This window comes from Acetobacter sp. ESL1128, from assembly GCF_058505085.1.
In genome coordinates this window covers 2,052,545-2,073,745 of record NZ_CP196369.1, presented here as the reverse complement: position 1 = coordinate 2,073,745, position 21,201 = coordinate 2,052,545, and the positions used below count along the sequence as shown (strand labels likewise).

Sequence of the window (21,201 nt, the reverse complement as noted above, 5' to 3'; positions counted from 1 at the left end):
ATGGGCGGTTATTAACAGTAGCCTAAAAAATATGTTAGATTTGAGAATGCCAATCACCTCCCCAGACGTGGGTGGCGCATGGGGCGTATGTGCAAAAATATATTAAAAATACTAGTTATATGATAAAAATCCTGTATATATCGGGCGTCTGATAATCGTGATTTGCAGATGTTGTAACGGTTCTGTGGGCTGCTTATTTTCGGACCAATATGGTACGGAACCCTTGCGGGGCGCTCACACTGCTTTTATATAATTCTTCCAAGACAGTCTGCGCGGGATGCATGATTCCGAAAATTTCTTATTCTGTCTGTAATGTAATAAAATTCATGCTGACCTGTCCGTAAGGTCTGGCTTAGAGACGGTTCTGCTCTGTTCTCAATTCTGGTTTGGCAGTGCGTGACTGAAAATAAGGTGGATGTGACTCGTTTTCAGGTGCATGGAGAGGTTGCCCCTAAATGACTACTTTTTCGGATCTGAAACTAGCTGCACCCCTGTTGCAGGCGCTGACGGACCAAGGGTACGAAATACCGACACCCATTCAGGCGGGTTCCATTCCCCATCTGCTCGAAGGGCGTGATCTGTTAGGCCTTGCGCAAACTGGCACAGGCAAAACCGCGTCTTTTGCACTGCCGATCCTGCAGCATCTGCACAATACCCCCAAGGCTGCAGCGCCCAAGCAGCCGCGTGTTCTGGTGCTGGCGCCCACGCGTGAACTGGTTGCCCAGATCAGCGACAGCTTTAAAGCTTATGCACGTTACATGAAGTTTTCTCAGGCCGTGGTGTTCGGCGGCGTGGGGCAGGGGCGGCAGGTTGAAGCCATGCGCCGTGGCGTGGATGTGCTTGTGGCTGCTCCGGGCCGTCTGCTGGACCTGATCGGTCAGGGGTATATCGATCTTTCCGGCCTGGAAGTTCTGGTGCTGGACGAAGCTGACCGCATGCTGGATATGGGCTTTGTGCGCGATATTCGCCGGATCATGAGCTATGTGCCTGCCCAGCGGCAGACCCTGCTGTTCTCGGCCACCATGCCCAAAAGCATTGAGGACCTTGCCGCCTCCCTGCTGAGCAACCCCGCCCGCGTGGAAGTGGCCCCGCCGTCCAGCACGGTGGACCGTATCCAGCAGGCCATCATGTTTGTGAACGGCACCAGCGACAAGCGCGATGCACTGCTGACCATGGTGGAATCTGACAAGGTTGCCCGTGCCGTGGTGTTCACGCTCATGAAGCATGAAGCCAACAAGGTTGCCGAGTTCCTGAACAAGAACAGCGTGACGGCCGAAGCTATTCACGGCAACAAGTCTCAGGGTGCGCGTGAGCGGGCCATGAAGGGCTTCCGTGCCGGTTCGGTCAAGGTTCTGGTGGCAACGGATATTGCTGCCCGTGGGATTGATGTGGATGAAGTCAGCCACGTGTTCAACTACGATCTGCCCAATGTGCCGGAAAGCTATGTGCACCGCATTGGCCGTACGGCCCGTGCCGGGCGCGATGGCTGGGCTGTTTCCTTCTGCGATGCGGAACAGCGCGCATGGCTGAAGGATATTGAAAAAACAATCGGCAAGTCCATCCCCGTAGTCCGCGACCATCCGTGGCATTCGGAAGAAGCCGAGTTCTCCACGCAGCGTCCGCCTGTGCTGGGTGGCGGTGGTGGTCGGGGCCGTGGTGGTCCGCCGCGTAATGGTGGCGGTGGTGGCCGTGGTGGCCCGCCGCGCCGTTCCGGTGGTGGGCGTTCGGGGGCTTCGCACAGGTCCGGTGCTCACGCCTGATTGTGTTACGTTGTAAAAAAGCCGCTACGCAAACCGTAGCGGCTTTTTTTTTATGGCGAGGTTTAACGCGGTATTTTTAGCGTTACGGAAACGGGGCAATGATCGCTCAGTATCCGTGCGCTGTTCTGTGGCAGAACCATAACGCGCAGGGACTCTGGCTGTGCCCATTGGGTGGCGCCTCCACCAAGAAGAATGTGATCAATAAAGCTGCTGCCATTCTGGCAGGGGCTGGCATGCCCGGCAGTGACAAGCGCCAGCGGTGTGATCTGATTTAACACGATAAACAAAGGGTCCGTGCGCGTGAGGCGTCGGTTAAAATCCCCTATAATGGCAAAGGATTCCCGATTTTTTGCTCGTTGAGCCAGCCAGTCCTGCAGGGCATGAAATTGCTGGAATAAAATGGGGCAGGCGTGGTGTGTTTCAGATAACGGGTTGTCCCAGCAGCCAGTTTTGAGATGAATAACCAGCACCCGTAAATCTGCGCTGTCAGTGCTTATGGTTGCGTCCAGCCCGCTGCGCAGGCGGTGCCGTGTTGCGGTGGGGCTGAGTGCCAGAGCACTTACGTCCGGGTTGCGTTTTACGCGCAGGCCTTGGCGCACGGCAAGCGCGGTATGTTGGGGAATATCATCCCCCGAAAGAAAAAGCTGATACTCCTGCGTGCCAAACAGGCGGGCAAGAGTTGCTGTATCTCCCACCTCCTGCAAGCCAATCAGGTCGGGGTGCAGGCGTTTGGCGTAGGTTGCCAAGGCGGCAAGGTCATCCGCTGTTCTGTGGGGAATATCGGGGGGTATTTGCGGGGCGTGCTGCATCTGGCTGTCCAGCAGCCAGTCCACGTTCCATGTGCTGATTTTCAGGGTTTGCGCAGGGGCTGCAAGGCAGGCTCCGGGCAAAAAAAAAGCCGGCACCCGCAAGGGCTATCAAGCCCAGACGGCGTGCCGACGTGCGTAAGCCTGAAAGGTCAGGCAGTTTCCTGTTCGGTCTGTTCTTGCAGTTTTTCAATAACACCACTGATCGGAACACTCGTGCGGGTCTGTTCATCCAGCACCGAGATTTCCCCCGTGCCAATATCGTAGAACCACCCTTGCAGGAAGAGCGTGTTACGCGCCAGCCCTGCGGCAACGGCAGGGTGGGTGCGCAGGTGCGCAAGCTGGAGCAGAACGTTCTGCTCGGCAAGGCAGCGCACGGTAGCTGGCCCGGCATCTTCAGAATGCAGGGTGTTCACCGTGGCAGCCCGTGCGGCTTCCGCATTACGGAGCCAGCTGCGCACTGTGGGCATTTTGTCCAACCCGTTCTTTTCGGGTTCGAGCAGTGCTTTCATGGCGCCACAGTCGGAGTGACCGCACACGATAATGGAGGACACGCCAAGCCCAAGAACTGCGTATTCAATGGCGGAGGAAACACCCCCCAGCATTTCCCCGTATGCGGGAACCAGGTTGCCAATGTTGCGCAGAATAAACAGATCACCCGGTTCGGTCTGGGTGATCAGGTTGGGGTTGATGCGGCTATCGGCGCAGGCAATGAACAGCGCGCCGGGAGCCTGCCCTTTGGCCAGACTGGCAAACAGGGCTTCCTTCGCGGGGAAAATTTCGGTGTTGAAGTGTTCAACACCACGCAGGAGAGAAAGCAGCTTGCTTCTGGCTTCGGAACAAGTGGGCATCAGTTAACTCCAGAAAACCTTGACGTTTGGCCTGTGGCAGGCACACGGCCCGCAATGGGGTGGTGTTTAGGCCAAACGTGCGAGGGGCAGATACGTTCTAGAACATAGAGCAAAATTCTGTTTTGTAATATTGCGCTTAGCTTAGCGGATCATCCTCGGGTTCGCTCATCTGGTCAGCCGGGTGGCGGATCGGTGCGGGGTTGGTGCGGGGGCGGTTGGGTTCGGTCTGGCGGCGTGTAAAGTTGGCCCCCAGAGACGCCAGCTCAAGGAACTGGTCGGCCTGCCTGCGCAGGTCATCCCCGATCAGGGGCGGGGAGGAGCGCATGGAGGACACAACGGAAACGCGCGTACCCTGCCGCTGCACGGCCTCGACAACCCGGCGGAAGTCTGAATCCCCGCTGAACAGAATGGCATGGTCTATGTGCGGGGCCATTTCCATCATGTCCACCGCAATTTCGATGTCCATATTACCTTTAACGCGGCGCTTGCCGGTCGAATCCGTAAATTCGCGCGCGGGCTTGGTTACAAGGAAATAACCGTTATAGGAGAGCCAGTCAGTCAGCGGTTTGAGCGGAGAGTAATCCTCCGTGTCCAGAATGGCGGCGTAATAATAGGCGCGGATCACATGCGTTTTGGCTGCAAAAAATTCGAGCAGTTTTTTGTAGTCAACATCAAACCCAAGGCTGCGCGATGTTGAATAAAGGCTTGATCCGTCAATGAAAAGACAGGTTTTTTCGTCTTTTTTCAGGTTCATGAGCGTGGTCCTCTAAATAAATTCAAAGTTGTTTCTTTTGGGTTTCGATTATGTGGAAATGAAATTTTTATCATGCGGTTCGGAATGAAAGCCCCTCTGGCTGTTTGTTTGCAGGGCGCTCTTATAAAAGAGGCCCCAATTGTGTCCAAAACAAGATATTCCACTCAGGCGTGAGGCGTTACATGGCGGAAGAAAAAAATCATACCAGATCGGTCCTGATAGCAATAGGTGCAAATCTGCCCCTGGGGGAGCAGCCTGCGCTGGAAAGCTGCGAACAGGCCGTGCAGGCTTTGCGCCGGGTGCCGGGGTTGAGCGTGCAGGCTGTTTCCCGCTGGTATGAGACGGCCCCCATGCCGCCCTCAGGGCAGCCACCTTACGTGAATGGGGTTGTGCTGGGTGTGACGAGTCTGCCTCCTCTGGCCTTGCTGGATCATCTTCAGAGCATAGAAACGCAGCAGGGCCGCGTGCGTTCCGTGCCCAATGCCGCGCGCACGCTTGACCTGGACATTATAGATATGGATGCTCTGTGCCAGAATACGGAGCGGTTGGTTCTGCCCCACCCGCGGGCGCATGAGCGCGCCTTTGTGCTTTGCCCCCTGCATGATGTGCTGCCTGGCTGGGTGCATCCGCGCACCGGCCAGCCACTGGAGCAGATGCTTCAGGCCGTAAAAGGGCAGGAAATCCGGGTGATCGGGTAATAAGCCTTTCCTGTCGGGGGTGGATGCGGTAATATGCCCTTTCTGTCTTTTTTATCTTATTTCTGTGCTGAACTGTCTGGAGGCTCTTCGTAATGGCCCGCGTCACCGTCGAAGACTGCGTTGAAAAGGTTCCAAACCGCTTTGAACTGGTGGTGTACGCCGCGCAGCGCGCCCGCAACATCTCCCGTGGCGAGGAGCTGACCATTGACCGCGACAACGACAAAAACCCTGTCGTTGCCCTGCGTGAAATTGCGGATGAAACCGTGCAACTGCCCGCTCTGCGGAACGATCTGATCCGTTCGCAGGCCCGCGAGCCCGAACCCGAGCCCGTGGAAGAAGAAGTGCAGGATCTGGTGCCGACCGAACAGAACATTTTCGGTCTGCAGGAAGTTTCCGCCGAGGAAGAAGCCGCCGATGACGTGCGTGCTATTGAAGCGGCACTGACCGGTCGCGCGCGGCGGTAAAGGGCGCGTGGACCAACCGGGCGGCGATATTCCCGTTCACACCTCCTCCCCCGAGCGGGAGGGGGGTGCCCCGGTTGAGGCGTCTGTAGCGTCAGCATCCCCCACTGGTCGTGTGGGGGAAATCGGCTGCGAGCGGCTGGTTGCCAAGGTGCTGAGTTATGCACCGCAGGCCGATGTACAATCCATCCGTCGTGCGTTTGATGTAGCCAACAGGGCGCATCAGAGCCAGATGCGCGATAATGGCGACCCCTACATAACCCACCCTCTGGCCGTTGCCATGATTCTGGCGCGCTTCAGGCTGGATGTGCAGTCCATCTGCACCGCTCTGCTCCATGATACCATTGAAGATACCGGCGTTACGTATGAGACGCTAAAGGCCGATTTTGGGCCTGTTGTGGCCGATCTGGTCGATGGCGTGACCAAGCTGACCCGGCTGGAACTCCAGTCTGACCGCACCAAGCAGGCCGAGAACTTCCGCAAGCTTGTGCTGGCCATGTCCAAGGATATTCGTGTCCTTCTGGTCAAGCTGGCGGACCGTCTGCACAATATGCGTACCCTCCATTTTGTGGAGCGGCAGGACCGCAGGCAGCGCATCGCGCGTGAAACGCTCGATATTTATGCGCCGCTGGCCGAACGTATTGGTATGGACCGGGTCAAGACCGAGCTCCAGAACCTCTCTTTCGCCCAGCTTGAGCCAGAGGCCGATACAACTATCCGCACACGCCTGAACTATCTGCGTGGGCAGGGGGCGGATGTTATTGAGGACGTGCGGCGCGAACTGCTGCGCCTGTGCCACGAAGCGGGGCTGAAGGACGCTCAGGTTTCGGGGCGTGAAAAATCGCCTTATTCCATCTGGGAAAAAATGCAGCGCCGGAATGTGGCGTTCGAGCAGTTGTCCGACATCATGGCTTTCCGCATGATCGTGGACACGCGCGAGGACTGCTATATGGCGCTGGGCGCGGTGCATGCCGCCTACCCCATGATCGCCGGGCGGTTCAAGGACTACATCTCCACCCCCAAGGCCAACGGGTATCAGAGCTTGCATACGGGGGTTACGCTGCGTTCCCCCCGTAACCAGAAAATAGAAGTGCAGATCCGCACGCAGGCCATGCACGACGTGGCCGAAAACGGTGTTGCAGCCCACTGGGTGTACAAGGAAGGCGGCACCAGCAGCCCTGATGAGGGCGGGTATGGTGGTGTGCGCCGCCCACGCTGGGTGCAGGACCTGCTGGAAATTCTGGAGGCCTCATCCGCCCCTGATGAGTTTTTGGAAAACACCAAGCTTGAGCTTTATCAGGATCAGGTTTTCTGCTTTTCGCCCAAGGGGCAGCTTATCTCGCTCCCGCGTGGGGCAACCCCGGTTGATTTTGCCTATGCGGTGCATAGCCAGATCGGGGATACCTGCGTAGGGGCCAAGGTTAACGGTCGCCTTATGCCGCTGCGGCATGAGCTGGAAAACGGCGATCAGGTCGAAATCATGACCGCCCGTGGTGGCGCGCCCTCTCCCTCGTGGGAGCGGTTTGTCGTTACGGGTAAGGCACGCGCGCGCATCCGCCGTTATGTGGCGCAGCAGCAGCGCCAGGTTTCGCTGGATAACGGGCGTGCCGCATTGGCCAAGGCCTTCCGCCAGGAAGGTGTGGATGGCTCCGAAAAAATCATGGAGACCACGCTCAAGGCGCTCAAGCAGAGTTCCTTGCAGGATCTGTATGTTGCGGTTGGTACCAGCAACCTGAACGCGCGGGATGTGGTGCATGCGGCCTACCCCGAACTGCGGCGTGTGCAGCGTGTGCCGCGTATGCTGGCGGGCCTGCCCGGTGTGCTGGGTACGGCAGGGCCACGGCCGCGTGGCGCGCCCACCATGCGCCGTCCATCGGGTGGGGCGGTGCCGCTGGTCGGGCTTGGGGCCGGTGTTGCCGTGCATTACGCAGCCTGCTGCCACCCCTTGCCGGGAGACCGGATTGTGGGTGTCGTGGCAACAGGTAAGGGCGTGACCGTGCATACGCGCAACTGCCAGACGCTGGAAAGTTTTGCCGCAACGCCCGAGCGCTTTTTGGATGTGGACTGGGATTACGACGCCATGGCCCGCGCCGGTGGAACCGGGCAGATGCGTGTTGGCCGTATCAGCATTGTAGCCGAAAACGAAGGCTCTGTGCTGGCATCCATTACCAATACGATCTCCAAGTGCGATGCGGCTATGGTCAACCTCAAGATCGTGCATCGCCAGCTCGACTTTACCGAAATCCTGCTGGATGTGGAGGTGCGTGACCTGCGCCACCTGTCCTCTGTTATCGCCGGATTGCGGGCTGTATCGGGCATTGCGCAGGCGGATCGGGCCAAGTCATGACCCTGCTGGCAACTGGTGTGGACCTGTGCGACATGCGGCGGATCGAGCAGGTCATGGAGCGGTTTGGGGAGCGTTTTCTGGACCGTGTTTTTACGCCGTATGAGCGTGCCAAGGCTGAACGGCGTGTGGGGGCTGCCAGAATAGGCACCTACGCCAAACGCTGGGCGGCCAAGGAGGCATGCGCCAAGGCGCTGGGTACAGGTTTTGCCCACGGGGTTGCGCAAAGCCAGATCGGGGTGGAAAACCTTGCATCGGGCCAGCCGGTGCTGGTGTTAACGGGGGCTGCGGCCCGGAGGCTGGCAGAACTTGTGCCCGCAGGCCATGAGCCTGAACTGATGCTGAGCATGACCGATGAGCCCCCTTATGCGTTTGCACAGGTGTTTATCTCGGTCCGCGCGGGTTGACATCACACCAAGCGCACGGCTTGATCCAGCGGATTTTATTTTTCTGGCATGATTATGGGAGCAGATGGGCAGCGCATGAGTAAACCGGAGACTTCTCCAACTGGAGCGCAGCACGCTGTTACCGTCAGACATGCTGTGGTGGAATATGTACGGACAATTTTAACGGTCGTGATCGTTGTTGTTTTTGTCCGTACGTTTTTGTTTGAATCCTTTGTCATCCCGTCCGGGTCCATGATCCCCACCCTGCAGGTGGGGGACTACATCTGGGTGTCCAAATACAGCTATGGCTATTCACGGTTTTCGCTGCCGTTTTCGCCAGACCTGTTTAACGGGCGGGTCTGGGCGGGGCAGCCGCACCGGGGCGATGTGGCCGTGTTCCGGTTTACCAAAGATACGTCCATTGATTACATCAAGCGGGTTATTGGCCTGCCGGGGGACCGTATTCAGGTAACCGGGGGGCAGCTCTTCCTTAATGGTGTGCGGGTTCCCTGCGTGCAGCCGCATGCTTACGTGGCGCAGGATGAAACGCGCATGCCCATGGAAGGCGAAGCCTGCACGGAAGAACTCCCCTTGCGCGACGGGCAGGGAGTAGTCCGGCACGATATTCTGAAATTGACCAATGATGGCCCGCAGAACGACACCCCCGAATACGTAGTCCCCCCCGGTTACTTTTTTGCCATGGGTGACAACCGTGATGACAGCGCAGATAGTCGTTTTGTGGGGGATGGCCCCAAAGACCTTGGCTTTGTGCCCATGGAAAACCTTGTTGGTAAGGCCCAGCGTATTTTCTTCTCGGTTGAGGCGGCACATCCCATCTGGCAGGTCTGGTACTGGCCGACCGAAATCCGCTGGGCTCGTCTGTTAAAAGGCGTGATGTAATGAATGCGGGCCACTCCACGCCGCAATATCTGGCGTCCATGGCGTTGCAGGAGCGTCTGGGCTACCAGTTTGCCAATCCTTCCCTGTTGCAGGAAGCGCTGACCCACCGTTCGGCCGCACATCAGAAGGCGGGTGGGCGCAGGCGGAACAAAACCAAAGGGGCAGGCTCCAACGAGCGTCTGGAGTTTATTGGCGATCGTGTTCTGGGTCTGCTTATGGCGGAACTGTTGCTGGAGCGGTTTCCGGGCGAGCAGGAAGGGGCCTTGGGTTCGCGGCTTGCGCATCTGGTTTCACGTGCAACGCTTGCGGATATTGCCGAGCAACTTGGTCTTGCCGAAGCCCTGTCCGTAGCGGAGCATGAGGCCCGCGCCGGTGTGCAGACTGCCGCCAATGTTGTGGCCGATGGGCTGGAAGCCGTGCTAGGCGCGGTTTTTCTTGATGGTGGGCTGGCTCCGGCACGCAAGATTGTGCGTGCTTGCTGGAAGCGGATACTCGATGCGCAGGCCCTCCCCCCCAAAGACCCCAAAACCGCATTGCAGGAATGGGTTCTGGGGCGTGGGCAGGGCTTGCCGTTTTACGAAACAATAGGGGCCGATGGTCCATCGCATGCTCCCGTGTTTGTGGTGCGGGTCAGTGCTGGCGGGTATTCGGCAGAAGGATGTGCAGGGAGCAAGCGGGCAGCAGAAAGTTCTGCCGCGGCAACCCTGCTGGAAAAACTTGGAGGCAGCCATCAGGGCTGAAGCAACAGGCATGACACAAACAACACGTTGTGGCTTTGCTGCGCTGGTGGGTGCACCAAACGCAGGCAAATCAACACTGCTCAACCGTATGGCGGGTGCCAAGCTCTCCATCGTTTCGCCCAAGGCACAGACCACGCGTTTTAGGGTGCTGGGTATTCTCATGCGCGGGGCCAGCCAGATTCTGCTGGTGGACACGCCCGGTATCTTCAAGCCGCGCCGCAAGCTTGACCGCGCCATGGTGGCCGCCGCCTGGACTGGCTCGGATGATGCGGACATAACCTTGCTGCTGGTGGATGCCCGCACAGGCCTGACCGAAGCTGTGCAGGACATTATTACCCGTCTGGCGCAGGCTGGGCGCACCACGTGGCTGGTGCTGAACAAAACGGACCTTGTGCCTGCATCTGCCCTGCTGCCCCTTACGGCGGCCATTACCGAAAAACTGCCCGTTGAGCATGTGTTCATGGTCAGTGCGCGCACCGGTGGTGGTGTGGACGACCTGCTGGACAAGCTGGCTGCCAGCCTGCCCGAAGGCCCATACCTGTACCCCGAGGATGACCTGACCGATCTGCCCGACCGCCTGCTTGCAGCCGAGTTGGTGCGTGAGCAGATTTTCATGCAGACGCATGAGGAAGTGCCCTATGGTACCACGGCCGAGACCGAGAGTTTTCAGGAACGCCCCGATGGTTCGGTGCGGATTGAAGTTACAATTTACGTTGGCCGCACCGGGCATAAAGCCATTCTTATTGGGAATGGCGGGCAGAAGATCAAAATGATAGGTGAGCGGGCGCGCAAGCAGCTTGCCGGCCTGCTGGAACGCCCGTGCCACCTGTTTTTGAATGTCAAGGAACGTTCTGGCTGGGATGAAGAGCGGGCCCGCCTGCGCGCCATCGGGCTGGATGACGTGCCATAAAGCACGGCTTGGCGCTTGTGGCCGTGCGCCTTGGAGGATAAGAGAGAGCGATCTTACACGCTGCGCGCCTGCGCGTGGCGGAGGTCTGTTTTTTGTCGGACTTTGCATGATTGAGGGCCTATGACTGCTTCTGTCTCTGAAACGCCAAGGCGTAAACGTGTATTGCTCAAGGTGTCTGGTGAAGCCCTGATGGGTGAGGGCGCCTTTGGGGTGGAACAGAAGACGGTCGAGCGGATTGCCAAGGATGTAGCCGAGGTCGTTCGCAGCGGTACGGAAGTGTGCCTTGTTGTGGGTGGTGGCAACATTTTTCGTGGAGTGGCTGCCGCAGCCAAAGGCATGGACCGCGCGCAGGGTGACTATGCGGGTATGCTGGCAACGGTCATTAACGCGCTGCTGCTCCAGAATGCGCTTGAACGTGAACTGATAACAACGCGGGTTATGTCCGCCATTCACATGTCTTCCGTGGCTGAGCCGTATATCCGGCGCAGGGCGGTCCGGCATATGGAAAAAGGCCGGGTGGTTATTTTTGCCGCCGGTACGGGCAACCCCTTCTTTACCACCGATACGGCAGCGGCCTTGCGTGCGGCGGAAATGGAATGCGATATTCTGCTTAAAGGGACGCAGGTCGATGGCGTGTATTCGGCCGACCCCAAGCACGACCCCAGCGCCACGCGGTATGATGAGCTGACATACATGACTGTGCTCTCCAACCAGTTGAGCGTCATGGATGCAGCGGCCATCAGTCTGGCACGTGAGAATAAACTGCCGATTATTGTCTTCAATATTGGCGAGGAAGGTTCGTTCGGTCGCGTTATGCGCGGCGAAGGTGCGTTTACGCGCATTATTGAAGCAACCTGACACCATGCAAACCGCTGCCCGTTAAGGCAGCACGCGGAATGAACTAGGCGAGGGCAGGACAGCACAGTGCCTTCGCGACAAAACGGGAGAAACCGCCGTGTCTGACTTGAATGACCTGCTTGATGACATCAAGCGCCGTATGGATGGCGCGCTGGAAAGCCTGCGTCGTGATTTTTCGGGCCTGCGCTCCGGTCGGGCCAGCCCGGCTCTGCTCGAACCCGTTCGGGTAGAAGCTTATGGGGGGGAAGTGCCGCTTACGCAGGTTGCCTCCATTGCCGTGCCTGAAGCGCGCATGATTACCGTACAGGTCTGGGACCGTGTTCTGGCCGGGGCCGTGGAACGCGCTATCCGCGATGCCGGGCTGGGCCTTAACCCCGCCGGTGAAGGCCAGACCATCCGGGTGCCTATTCCGCAGTTGACCGAAGAACGCCGTAACGAACTGGCAAAAGCTGCCGCACGTTATGCGGAAGGGGCCAAGATTGCCGTACGTGGCGTGCGCCGCGATGGTATGGACAAGGCCAAGGGTTTTGAAAAGAAGGGCGACATCAGTCAGGATGACGTTAAGACTTGGTCTGACGCCATTCAGAAAACGACTGATCAGTATGTCAAAAAAGTAGATGACATGCTTGCCGAAAAAGAGAAGGAAATCAAGCAGGTCTGAAGACCTGCCTGAACGGGGCCGGTTTATGCCCGCTGAACTGAAACGGTGGATTTTTTCCTGTTATGTCTTCCTTGCCAGCCGACAGAAAAGCGGTCGTTCCTTCGCATGTCGCCATTATCATGGATGGCAACGGGCGCTGGGCGTGTGAGCGGGGGCTGCCGCGCCTAGCGGGGCATCGTGCCGGGGCAGATGCCGTGGCGCGGTGCATCAAGGCGGCTATTCAGCGGGGTGTGCCCTACCTGACCCTTTATGCGTTTTCATCCGAAAACTGGTCACGCGGTCCCAAGGAAGTCTCAGACCTGACCGGCCTTTTGCGCTACTACCTGCGCCACAAGGTCAAGGAACTGCATAGCGAGGGCGTCTGCCTCCGCTTTATTGGTGATCTGAGCCGGTTTGATACGAGCCTGCGAGAAGAACTGGCCCGTGCCGAAGCCATGACCCGCAATAACGGGCGGCTGGTGTTGCTGCTGGCCCTGTCCTACGGGGGGCGGGGGGATATTATGCAGGCTGTCCGGCGTGTTGCGCAGGAAGTGCGCGATGGCTGGCTAACCCCCGAACAGATTGATGAAAGCCTGTTTGCCAACCACTTGTGGACCGCTGGCGTGCCTGACCCCGATGTGGTCGTGCGCACGAGCGGGGAATACCGGCTTTCCAACTTTCTGCTCTGGCAGAGCGCATATGCGGAACTTGTTTTTCTGGATGTGTTCTGGCCAGACTTCAATGAAGGGCATTTTGCAACGGTGCTGGATCTTTACGCCCGCCGTGAGCGGCGCTTTGGTGCGCGGCCGGTGGCTTCCGCATGACAACGACCGGACAATCCTCCGCATGGCGGGACCTGCGGCCGCGCGTGCTGTCTGCCATGGTCATGATCGCGGTTGCGGGTGGGTGCATCGGGGTAGGCGGGGTCGCCTATATCCTGATGGTGCTTGTGGCCATGGGCGGTATGGCGTTTGAGGCTGCGGGCCTTCTCAAGTTACCGGTCCAGAGCTGGCAGGGCAGGCTTTATGTGCTGTGGGCGGTTTGTGGTGGGTTTTCTGCCGCAACCGAGCACTGGCGTTATTTTATCATGTTCAGTGTCGGCTCATGCGTATTCGGTGCGGAGTTGTGCGCCATGATGTGCGTGATCATCATGGCGGGTACGGCTCTACTCTGGCTACGGGTGGAAAGTATCTGGCCTGTTCTGTTTGTTGTCGCCGTTGTGGTGGCAAGTGATACATCGGCCTATATGGCAGGCCGCCTGATTGGCGGGCCCAAACTGGCCCCGCGCATTTCCCCCGGTAAAACGCGCTCAGGTGCTCTGGGCGGGTTTGTGGGGGCTGTGCTTATGGGGGGGGGCATAGCACTTCTCTCTGGTCTGGGAAGCACGCATATGGCGCTGGTCTGGGGAGGCATTCTGGGTGTGTCCGCTCAGCTTGGAGATCTGGCCGAAAGCGCCATGAAGAGAGCACTCGGCGTTAAGGATTCTGGCACGCTGCTGCCCGGCCATGGTGGTCTGCTCGACCGGTTTGATGGTCTGGTGGTGGCCGCACCTGTTGCTGCCGCGGTTTCCGTTACCGTGCCTGATGCACCCTTCTGGAGCGCTGGCCTGCACGATCTTGTTTATAGCCTTGTTTCTGGCATGCCTGGTTAGTCCAGTTTTTGGCTTTTGCCCTGCGTGGTCGGGGCTTGTGTTATTTTTCGGGTTTGGAAAGACAAGACATGAGAACCGTAACCGTTCTGGGAACTACCGGCAGCATTGGCTGCTCTACCGTGGATCTGCTGGAGCAGGCGCGTGACCAGTATCGGGTGCGTGCGCTTGTGGGTGGTAAAAATGCTGCCAAGCTGGCCGAGCAGGCCCGCAGCCTGAAGGCCGAACTGGCCGTGCTGGCTGATGAAAGTGCCTATGCTGAACTCAAGGCGCTTCTGGCCGGGAGCGGTGTTGAGGTCGCCTGTGGCCGTAAGGCGGTCATAGAAGCAGCGGGGCTGCCAGCGGACTGGACCATGGCAGCCATTGCTGGTGCCGCGGGGCTGGAACCTACACTGGCCGCTGTGAAGAACGGCAACAGCATTGCGCTGGCTAACAAGGAAGCGCTGGTCTGCGCGGGCGATGTCATGCTCCGTGCGGTGCAGGATGCCGGGGCAACACTGCTGCCGGTCGATTCCGAGCATAATGCGGTTTTCCAGTCCATGGCGGACCGGCAGGCTGATCAGGTTGAAAAAATAATTCTCACCGCATCTGGCGGTCCTTTCCGCAATGCTTCGGTGGATGTCATGCGTGCGGCCACACCGGCTCAGGCACTCAAGCACCCGACATGGAGCATGGGGGCCAAGATCAGCATCGATTCCGCCACCATGTTCAACAAGGGGCTGGAGGTTATTGAAGCGGCACGTATTTTTGGCCTGACCGAAGACCGGATTGATGTGCTGGTGCATCCCCAGTCCGTGGTGCACGGTATGGTGCAGTACACCGATGGCAGCCTGATCGCGCAGATGGGTTCGGCTGACATGCGTATTCCCATCGCCCATACGCTGGCATGGCCGCGGCGTATGGCCACGACCTCCAGCCGTCTGGACCTTGCCGCCTTTGGCACGCTAGAGTTTATTGCACCAGATGAGGTGCGTTTTCCCGCACTGCGTCTTGCGCGGCAGGCCCTGCGGGCAGGCAAGGCTGTTCCGGCCATTCTGTCTGCGGCAAATGAGATTGCGGTTGCAGCGTTCCTGAAAGAACAGATCGGTTTTCTGGACATTGCGCGTGTGGTTGAAGATACCATGAACGCTCTCGGCGCTCCTCCGGCCGATACGCTCGATGCCGTGCTCCATTGGGATGCAGAGGCCCGGCGCGTTGCAACCCAGCAGATTTCTGCCGTGGTTGCTTGAGAAAACCGCCTTCAGCCCCGATATCGGAGGAATGATGATACACGAATATCTGCGCACCCTGATTTCCTTCGTTTTCGTGCTGGGCGTTCTGGTTACCTTTCACGAACTGGGGCATTACCTTGCAGCCCGCTGGCGCGGTGTGCATGTGGAGGTCTTTTCGCTCGGCTTTGGTCCCGCCCTGTTCAAATGGCGTGACAAGAGCGGGACAGAATGGCGCATCTGCCCGATTCCCTTGGGCGGTTATGTGCGCCCGCACGGGTTTGATGACCCCGAAGATGCGACCGAAGAACAGAAAGCCGCGTGGATTCCGGGCCGGACTTTCCACGATAAATCCGTATGGTCACGTGCCATTGTTATTCTGGCCGGGCCGGTTTTTAACTTCATTCTGGCGTTTGTGCTGTTTGTGCTGCTGTTTGCAACGGCCGGCCAGCCGCATGTGCGGAACGAGGTTGCATCCGTCCTGCCCGGCAGTGCCGCGCAAAATGCTGCCCTGCAGAAGGGTGACGTTATCCTGCGTATAGGCACGCACGATATTGCGGGGGTTGAGGACGCACAGGCCACAGTGGCCCAGACACCGGGGCAGAAAACAACACTGCTGGTGCAGCGTAATGGCCAGTCGCTGGAAGTTCCCCTGACCATTGGCTCTACGCAGGATTCGCGTGGTGGGCCTGCGCGCGGGCTGCTGGGTGTGGTCTTTGCGGTTGAGCCGGGCAAGGCCCTGCCGCTTCCGCAGGCTGTCTCTGCCGGGGCCAAGGCAACATGGAACACCGTTGTGCAGACGCTCAATGGCGTGTGGCAGATTTTTAGCGGGCAGCATACCGCGCGGGATTTGGGCGGTCCGCTCAAGATTGCGCAGCTCTCCGGGCAGGTTGCTCAATACGGGTTTGCCAGCCTGCTTTCCTTCATGGCGCTGCTGTCTGTTAATCTGGGTCTGATCAATCTCTTTCCCGTTCCGCTTCTTGATGGTGGACGTCTGGTTTTTTATGCCATAGAGGCAATAAGAGGGCGCCCGGTTTCCAAGCGGGTGCAAGAGGTTAGTTTCCAGACCGGGTTTGCATTGCTGGCAGGTCTGTTCTTGTTTTCGACGTTCAATGATCTGTCCAGCTTCGGGTTGTTCAGGTGGGTTGCAACGCTCGCAGGGTGATAGTGAACTGGGCGTGAAGGGAAGGCTTGCGTGACAAGGGTAATTTCGGATACGTCCCTTGCGGGCGAGACAAGAACGGGAGATAGGCTTCCGTGCTGAACCGACCCGGATGGAGGGAGGCAGATCTTGGCGGGTAAACGTTCGGCCCTGTTCGTTTCTGTCTGCATGTTGCCTTTTTTCCTGCTCGAGGGACGGGGGGCTATGGCCGCCCAGACCCAGGACACACAGGCACCAGCAGCTGTTGTTGCATCGCCCGAAGGTGATGCCGAAAGTCCTCCAGCACCTCTGCCGGATGCTCAGCCAGCACCCGTGGGGGTGATTGATGAGATCCGCGTCTCAGGCAATACCCGCATCGAGACCAACACGGTCCTGTCCTACATGGTTGTCCGCCCGGGTGATCCGTTTACGCAGGATGACCTCGATCGTTCCCTGAAGACCCTGTATGCGACCGGTCTGTTCAAGGACGTAACCTTGCGGCGTGAGGGGAATACCCTCCTCGTCAAGCTCAAGGAAAACCCGATCGTCAACCGGATCGTGTTCGAGGGCAATCATGCCGCGAAGGATGAGGACCTGCGCAAGGTGCTCTCCCTGCGTCCGCGTGCGGTTTTCTCGGCAGAAACAACGGCGGATGACCGGCAGCGTATTCTGGAAGTCTATGCCCAGAAGTCCCGCTTTGCAGCGGTGGTGACACCCCAGATCGTGCGCCTTGCGCATAATCGTGTGGATGTGATCTTCCAGATCAATGAAGGCCCGAACACCAAAATCCGCAAAATCGCGTTTGTTGGAAACAAGGCTTACAACGAGGCCGAACTGGCTGGCGCGATTTCCTCCAAGGAAACGGCCTGGTACCATTTTCTGGGTTCGTCTGACGAATATAACCCCGAACGTGTGAAGTACGATGGCGAGCTCCTGCGCCGGTTCTACCTGCACAACGGGTATGTTGATTTCCAGATCAAGGATATCAAGGGCGAACTTTCGCCTGACCGCAAATCCTTCTACATCACCATCACAATGGATGAAGGCATCCGCTACCGTCTGGGCAAGGTGGATATCCGCTCCAGTCTGCGGCACGTGCCGGCCAAGTCGCTGCGTAAGTATGTCGAGCTGTTCCCGCACCAGTGGTACGATGGCAAAGCCGTGCAGGATAACGCGACCGACATGGAAGAACTGCTCCAGTCGGAAGGGCATCCTTTTGCCGTGGTGCGTCCGGTTATTGCCCGCAACCCCGAAAAGCATATTGTTAATCTGCTGTTTGACGTAAGCGAAGGCCCGCGCCGGTATATTGAGCGGATCGATATTAACGGCAATACCATTACGCAGGATAACGTTATCCGCCGGCAGCTTCCGTTTGCCGAGGGTGACCCCTACACAAGCAGCTACAAGAAATACGCCAAGGAAGGGGTCCAGGATCTGGGCTACTTCAAATCGGTGGATGTAAAGGACGCTCCGGGTTCCTCCCCCGATCGTGCCAACGTGTCTGTTAACGTTGTGGAAAAACCAACGGGCGAGTTCTCGCTTGGTGGTGGTTACTCCACCGACGTGGGTATTATTGGTAACGTCGGGCTCAAGCAGCACAACCTGCTGGGTACAGGGGTGGATGCCGGGTTCTCGGGTACGGTTTCGTACTACCAGAAGCAGGCCGACCTTTCTGTTACGGACCCGGTCTTCCTCGGGCGCAATCTGGTTGTTGGTGCGGATATTTTCTTCATCGAAAACAACTACCAGACGTATCAGAACTACTCGGAAGGGCGGTACGGTATTACCCTGCGTATGGGGTATTCGTATAACCGTTACCTTTCGCAGTCGTGGAACTACAGCCTGATCCGCCGTTGGGTGGGGGATATGTGGAGTGAATCTTCTCCCTATGTTCAGGAGCAGAAGGGCAAGTCGCTTCTTTCCCAGCTGAGCACCACGGTTATGTATGACCGGCGTGATAACCGCATGCAGCCGCATAGTGGGTATTTTGTCTCTGTTGGGGGTGACTTCGCCGGTATTGGCGGGGACGAAAACTACGTTCGCGGCAAGATTAACGGTGGTTACTACATCCCGCTTGATGACCTGACCAACAGCCACAACTGGACAATCATCTTCCGTGGCGGCACCGGGTATCTTGCGGACTGGGGCAGCAACGGCCGCCACGATATTATCGATAACTTCTATCTGGGTGGTAACAACCTGCGCGGCTTCCTTGATGGTGGTGCCGGCCCACGAAGCGTGGGTAACGCAGCCCATCACTCCGAAGATCTGATCGGTGGGCGGTTCATGTACAACGCGACGGCGCAGGTGAACTTCCCGATCCCCTTCCTGACGGAAATGGGTGTGGGTGGCCGTGCCTTTGTGGATATGGGGTCCGTGGCAGGTTTGCGCGTGAAGCACCTTTACACCAACCGCGCTACCGCCGGGGCGAACTACACGGCAGTATCGGGTGATATGGTGAGCCCGCGTATCAGTGCGGGTGCAGGTTTTTCATGGAAAAGCCCGTTTGGCCTGCTGAATATTGACCTTGGTGTGCCGGTCAGACGCAGTTATAATGACCGTACACAGCTCCTTCGCTTCGGCTTCGGCCAGCAATTCTGAGGTAATGATGCGTTTCAGTTCAAAAGCTGCCCTTCTGGGGGCTGTTTGCCTTTCTTTTTCCGCAGCCCTCATGCCCGCTGCTCAGGCAGAAGGTGGGAATGGCTGGTTCGTTCCCAAAACCCAGCCCGCTGCACAGGCTCCGCATCCTGCTGCTCGTAATGCCGCTCCTGCACCCGTAGCACTGCCTGCTCCCGCAGCTGATAGTCAGGAAGCAGCAGATCAGGCTCCTCCGGTTCTGCCTTTGCCGCCCATTCCCAGCGCACCTGAAGTTGCCAAGGAAGCACCCCCGCCCACCACCATTATTGGTGTGATCAGCGTATCTGGTGTTATGCGTCAGACCTCTGCTGCCATGCAGGTGGAGCGTGTTCTGGGTGCCCGCCGCGATGCGCTGGCGCAGGACCTCCAGCGTGAACAGGCTGGCTGGCGTGACGAGCAGCAGACGCTGCAGGCTCAGGCCAAGTCCCTGACATCTGACCAGATCCAGACCCGCGAACGCAGCCTTCAGGCCAAGGTCATGAAGGCTCAGCGCGACTTCCGTAACCGCAACCGGATTATTCAGGAAGCGGCTCAGGTTTCTCTGGGGCAGATCGAGCGTGAGCTGGTGCAGGTTATCCAGAAGGTTGCTGCCGCACATGGCATGAACCTTGTGCTGCATAGCGAGCAGGTTGCCCTGCATGTGGATGGTCAGGATATTACGAACGAAGTGGCTGCAAACCTGAACAAGGTTCTGCCCAGCGTTTTCATTCCTGAAGCCAACGTAGACCCCGAAGAGCTGGCAAAGTCCGGCAAGATGCCCACAACGGCTGATGGGGACCCGCAGATGGCAGCATCCGGCCCAGCTCCGGCGGCACCTGCGGCTCCTGCCGGGAAAAAATAAGCATGGTGGATTGCAGGGCGTCTTCCGGCCCGGCTGATCCGCGTTTTTTTACGCGTGTCGGACCATTTGATGCATCGGTACTGGCAGAAACAGCCGGTGCCGAGCTGCGGCCTCCCCGGCGGGGGAGTTTTCCGCAGGATGGTTATACCGGCATAGCGCCTTTGCAGGTGGCCCGCGCGCGTGATGTGAGTTTTCTGGATAACCGCCGCTATGCTCCCCTGCTGGAGCATACGCAGGCTGGCCTGGTTATTGTTGCCCCTGCTTTTGCAGATAAGGTGCCAGAACATTCCGCAGCCCTTGTGACCACCACGCCGTATCTGGCGTGGTCGCGCATTGCGCGGCTGTTCCACCCGCGCCAGATTGGCAAGGGTGGTGTTCACCCTTCCGCAGTGGTAGATCCTTCTGCTGTTGTGGACCCTACGGCAGAGGTGGGGCCTTTTGTGGTTGTCGGGCCTGATGTGCAGGTTGGGGCCGGCTGTATTATTGGTTCTCATTCCGTTTTGGACCACGGCGTGCAGCTTGGTGCGGACTGCCGTATTGGCTCCATGGTTACGCTGTCTCATGCTCTGGTGGGGGACCGTGTTACCATTCTGCCCGGTGCGCGCATTGGGCAGGAAGGTTTTGGGTTTGCGGTCGGGCCTGAGGGGTTTGAGAGCGTTCCCCAGCTTGGTCGTGTTATCATCGAGCATGATGTGGAGATTGGTGCCAACAGCACCATTGACCGCGGCTCGGTTAATGACACGGTTATTGGTGCGGGGTCCCGGCTCGATAATCTGGTCCAGATCGGGCATAATGCCCAGCTTGGGCGTTGCTGTATTGTGGTATCCCAGGCGGGTATTTCTGGCTCCACAGTGCTCGAGGACTATGTAACGGTTGCTGCTCAGGCTGGCCTTATTGGCCATATCCGTATTGGTGCCAAGGCGCGCATTGGTGCGCAGTGTGGTGTTATGTCGGATGTTGAGAGCGGTGCAGATGTCATAGGTAGCCCTGCCATGCCGTTCCGGGAGTTTTTCCGTAACGTGGCGGTGCTGCGCAAGTTGGCAAAAAAAGCGTCTGGGTCGGCCAAGGGCGATTCAGACAAGGTATGAACTTATCCCGGATTGCGGTCCGGTACAGAGGGTGGTTTAGGGGACGTGGAGACACAACAAGAATCCCAGCAGGACGGCAAGACAATCGCACGGATTGATGTCAACCGTATCATGCAGGCGATTCCTCACAGGTATCCTTTCCTTCTGATCGACAGGATGGAAGATATTGTCCTGGGGGAAGAAGCGACCGGTATCAAGAATGTCTCGGTTAACGAACCGTTTTTTCCGGGGCATTTTCCCGGACGGCCCGTTATGCCTGGCGTCCTTATTGTGGAAGCCATGGCCCAGACCGCGGCAACGCTTGTTGTCCTGTCGCTCGGGGAAGCCTTTGAGGGCAAGCTCGTCTATTTCATGACGATCGAAGGGGCAAAGTTCCGCCGTCCGGTAGAGCCGGGTGACCAGCTGCGTATTCATGTGGTCAAGGAACGGCACCGCTCCAATGTATGGAAGTTCCGTGGGGAAGCGCGCGTTGATGGTGTTGTGGTTGCAGAAGCAACCTTTAGCGCCATGATCATGGGCTGATTTTTTAC

General features: G+C 58.2%; 21 protein-coding genes. 18 read left to right on the top strand and 3 right to left on the bottom strand.

Going from position 1 to position 21,201, the window contains the following annotated elements:
* Positions 1 to 455: 455 nt before the first annotated feature.
* Entirely contained in the window at positions 456 to 1,760 is a 1,305-nt protein-coding gene (locus tag ACSYTG_RS09610; protein WP_489783814.1) for a DEAD/DEAH box helicase, read from the top strand.
* Positions 1,761 to 1,822: 62 nt separating this feature from the next.
* Here the strand turns inward: ACSYTG_RS09610 and ACSYTG_RS09605 are convergent, their stop codons facing one another.
* The 3 genes from ACSYTG_RS09605 to ACSYTG_RS09595 form a co-directional block, all read right to left on the bottom strand.
* The gene (locus ACSYTG_RS09605; RefSeq protein ID WP_489783813.1) at positions 1,823 to 2,665 is read right to left on the bottom strand and encodes an endonuclease/exonuclease/phosphatase family protein; all 843 of its coding nucleotides are present in this window, start codon (positions 2,663 to 2,665) and stop codon (positions 1,823 to 1,825) included.
* Positions 2,666 to 2,718: 53 nt separating this feature from the next.
* Positions 2,719 to 3,417, bottom strand: a complete 699-nt coding sequence (locus ACSYTG_RS09600; RefSeq protein WP_086645194.1) for a carbonic anhydrase — start codon at positions 3,415 to 3,417, stop codon at positions 2,719 to 2,721.
* 136 nt (positions 3,418 to 3,553) lie between these two features.
* Positions 3,554 to 4,171, bottom strand: coding sequence for a LabA-like NYN domain-containing protein (locus ACSYTG_RS09595; RefSeq protein ID WP_086645195.1), 618 nt, complete (start codon positions 4,169 to 4,171; stop codon positions 3,554 to 3,556).
* Positions 4,172 to 4,353: 182 nt separating this feature from the next.
* Between ACSYTG_RS09595 and folK the strand changes: the two genes are divergently transcribed.
* The 17 genes from folK (at position 4,354) to fabZ (ending at position 21,193) form a co-directional block, all read left to right on the top strand.
* Positions 4,354 to 4,869, top strand: coding sequence for a 2-amino-4-hydroxy-6-hydroxymethyldihydropteridine diphosphokinase (folK, locus tag ACSYTG_RS09590; protein ID WP_415437658.1), 516 nt, complete (start codon positions 4,354 to 4,356; stop codon positions 4,867 to 4,869).
* 92 nt (positions 4,870 to 4,961) lie between these two features.
* Positions 4,962 to 5,333, top strand: a complete 372-nt coding sequence (gene rpoZ / locus ACSYTG_RS09585) for a DNA-directed RNA polymerase subunit omega (RefSeq protein WP_059023327.1) — start codon at positions 4,962 to 4,964, stop codon at positions 5,331 to 5,333.
* 28 nt (positions 5,334 to 5,361) lie between these two features.
* Entirely contained in the window at positions 5,362 to 7,677 is a 2,316-nt protein-coding gene (locus ACSYTG_RS09580; RefSeq protein ID WP_489783850.1) for a RelA/SpoT family protein, read from the top strand.
* Positions 7,674 to 8,081, top strand: a complete 408-nt coding sequence (gene acpS / locus ACSYTG_RS09575; protein ID WP_086645198.1) for a holo-ACP synthase — start codon at positions 7,674 to 7,676, stop codon at positions 8,079 to 8,081. The genes ACSYTG_RS09580 and acpS overlap by 4 nt, the downstream gene beginning before the upstream one ends.
* A gap of 75 nt (positions 8,082 to 8,156) precedes the next feature.
* Positions 8,157 to 8,960, top strand: a complete 804-nt coding sequence (gene lepB / locus ACSYTG_RS09570; protein WP_086645370.1) for a signal peptidase I — start codon at positions 8,157 to 8,159, stop codon at positions 8,958 to 8,960.
* Positions 8,960 to 9,700 carry a ribonuclease III gene (gene rnc / locus ACSYTG_RS09565; RefSeq protein ID WP_233129021.1) on the top strand — a complete coding sequence of 247 codons (741 nt, stop codon included), beginning with the start codon at positions 8,960 to 8,962 and terminating at the stop codon, positions 9,698 to 9,700. Before lepB ends, rnc begins: the two co-directional genes overlap by 1 nt.
* A gap of 10 nt (positions 9,701 to 9,710) precedes the next feature.
* Positions 9,711 to 10,610, top strand: a complete 900-nt coding sequence (gene era, locus ACSYTG_RS09560) for a GTPase Era (RefSeq protein WP_086645372.1) — start codon at positions 9,711 to 9,713, stop codon at positions 10,608 to 10,610.
* Between the two features lie 120 nt (positions 10,611 to 10,730).
* Positions 10,731 to 11,468 (top strand): UMP kinase, encoded by a 738-nt coding sequence (gene pyrH / locus ACSYTG_RS09555; protein ID WP_086645199.1) that lies wholly within the window; start codon positions 10,731 to 10,733, stop codon positions 11,466 to 11,468.
* Positions 11,469 to 11,607: 139 nt separating this feature from the next.
* Entirely contained in the window at positions 11,608 to 12,129 is a 522-nt protein-coding gene (gene frr, locus ACSYTG_RS09550) for a ribosome recycling factor (protein WP_051544026.1), read from the top strand.
* Positions 12,130 to 12,191: 62 nt separating this feature from the next.
* Positions 12,192 to 12,932, top strand: coding sequence for a polyprenyl diphosphate synthase (uppS, locus tag ACSYTG_RS09545; RefSeq protein ID WP_086645201.1), 741 nt, complete (start codon positions 12,192 to 12,194; stop codon positions 12,930 to 12,932).
* Entirely contained in the window at positions 12,929 to 13,759 is an 831-nt protein-coding gene (locus ACSYTG_RS09540) for a phosphatidate cytidylyltransferase (RefSeq protein WP_278741625.1), read from the top strand. The genes uppS and ACSYTG_RS09540 overlap by 4 nt, the downstream gene beginning before the upstream one ends.
* A 68-nt stretch (positions 13,760 to 13,827) precedes the next feature.
* A complete protein-coding gene (gene dxr, locus ACSYTG_RS09535; protein ID WP_489783812.1) occupies positions 13,828 to 14,985 on the top strand; it encodes a 1-deoxy-D-xylulose-5-phosphate reductoisomerase in 1,158 nt (385 codons plus the stop codon).
* Positions 14,986 to 15,016: 31 nt separating this feature from the next.
* Positions 15,017 to 16,129: an RIP metalloprotease RseP gene (rseP, locus tag ACSYTG_RS09530; RefSeq protein WP_086645204.1), complete on the top strand. Its 1,113-nt coding sequence runs from the start codon at positions 15,017 to 15,019 to the stop codon at positions 16,127 to 16,129.
* A gap of 126 nt (positions 16,130 to 16,255) precedes the next feature.
* A complete protein-coding gene (gene bamA, locus ACSYTG_RS09525; protein WP_194301244.1) occupies positions 16,256 to 18,706 on the top strand; it encodes an outer membrane protein assembly factor BamA in 2,451 nt (816 codons plus the stop codon).
* A 4-nt stretch (positions 18,707 to 18,710) separates the two neighbouring features.
* A complete protein-coding gene (locus ACSYTG_RS09520) occupies positions 18,711 to 19,583 on the top strand; it encodes an OmpH/Skp family outer membrane protein (protein ID WP_095349100.1) in 873 nt (290 codons plus the stop codon).
* Between the two features lie 2 nt (positions 19,584 to 19,585).
* Positions 19,586 to 20,671 (top strand): UDP-3-O-(3-hydroxymyristoyl)glucosamine N-acyltransferase, encoded by a 1,086-nt coding sequence (lpxD, locus tag ACSYTG_RS09515; protein WP_489783811.1) that lies wholly within the window; start codon positions 19,586 to 19,588, stop codon positions 20,669 to 20,671.
* A 111-nt stretch (positions 20,672 to 20,782) separates the two neighbouring features.
* Entirely contained in the window at positions 20,783 to 21,193 is a 411-nt protein-coding gene (gene fabZ / locus ACSYTG_RS09510; protein WP_194301107.1) for a 3-hydroxyacyl-ACP dehydratase FabZ, read from the top strand.
* The last annotated feature ends 8 nt before the right edge of the window (positions 21,194 to 21,201 follow it).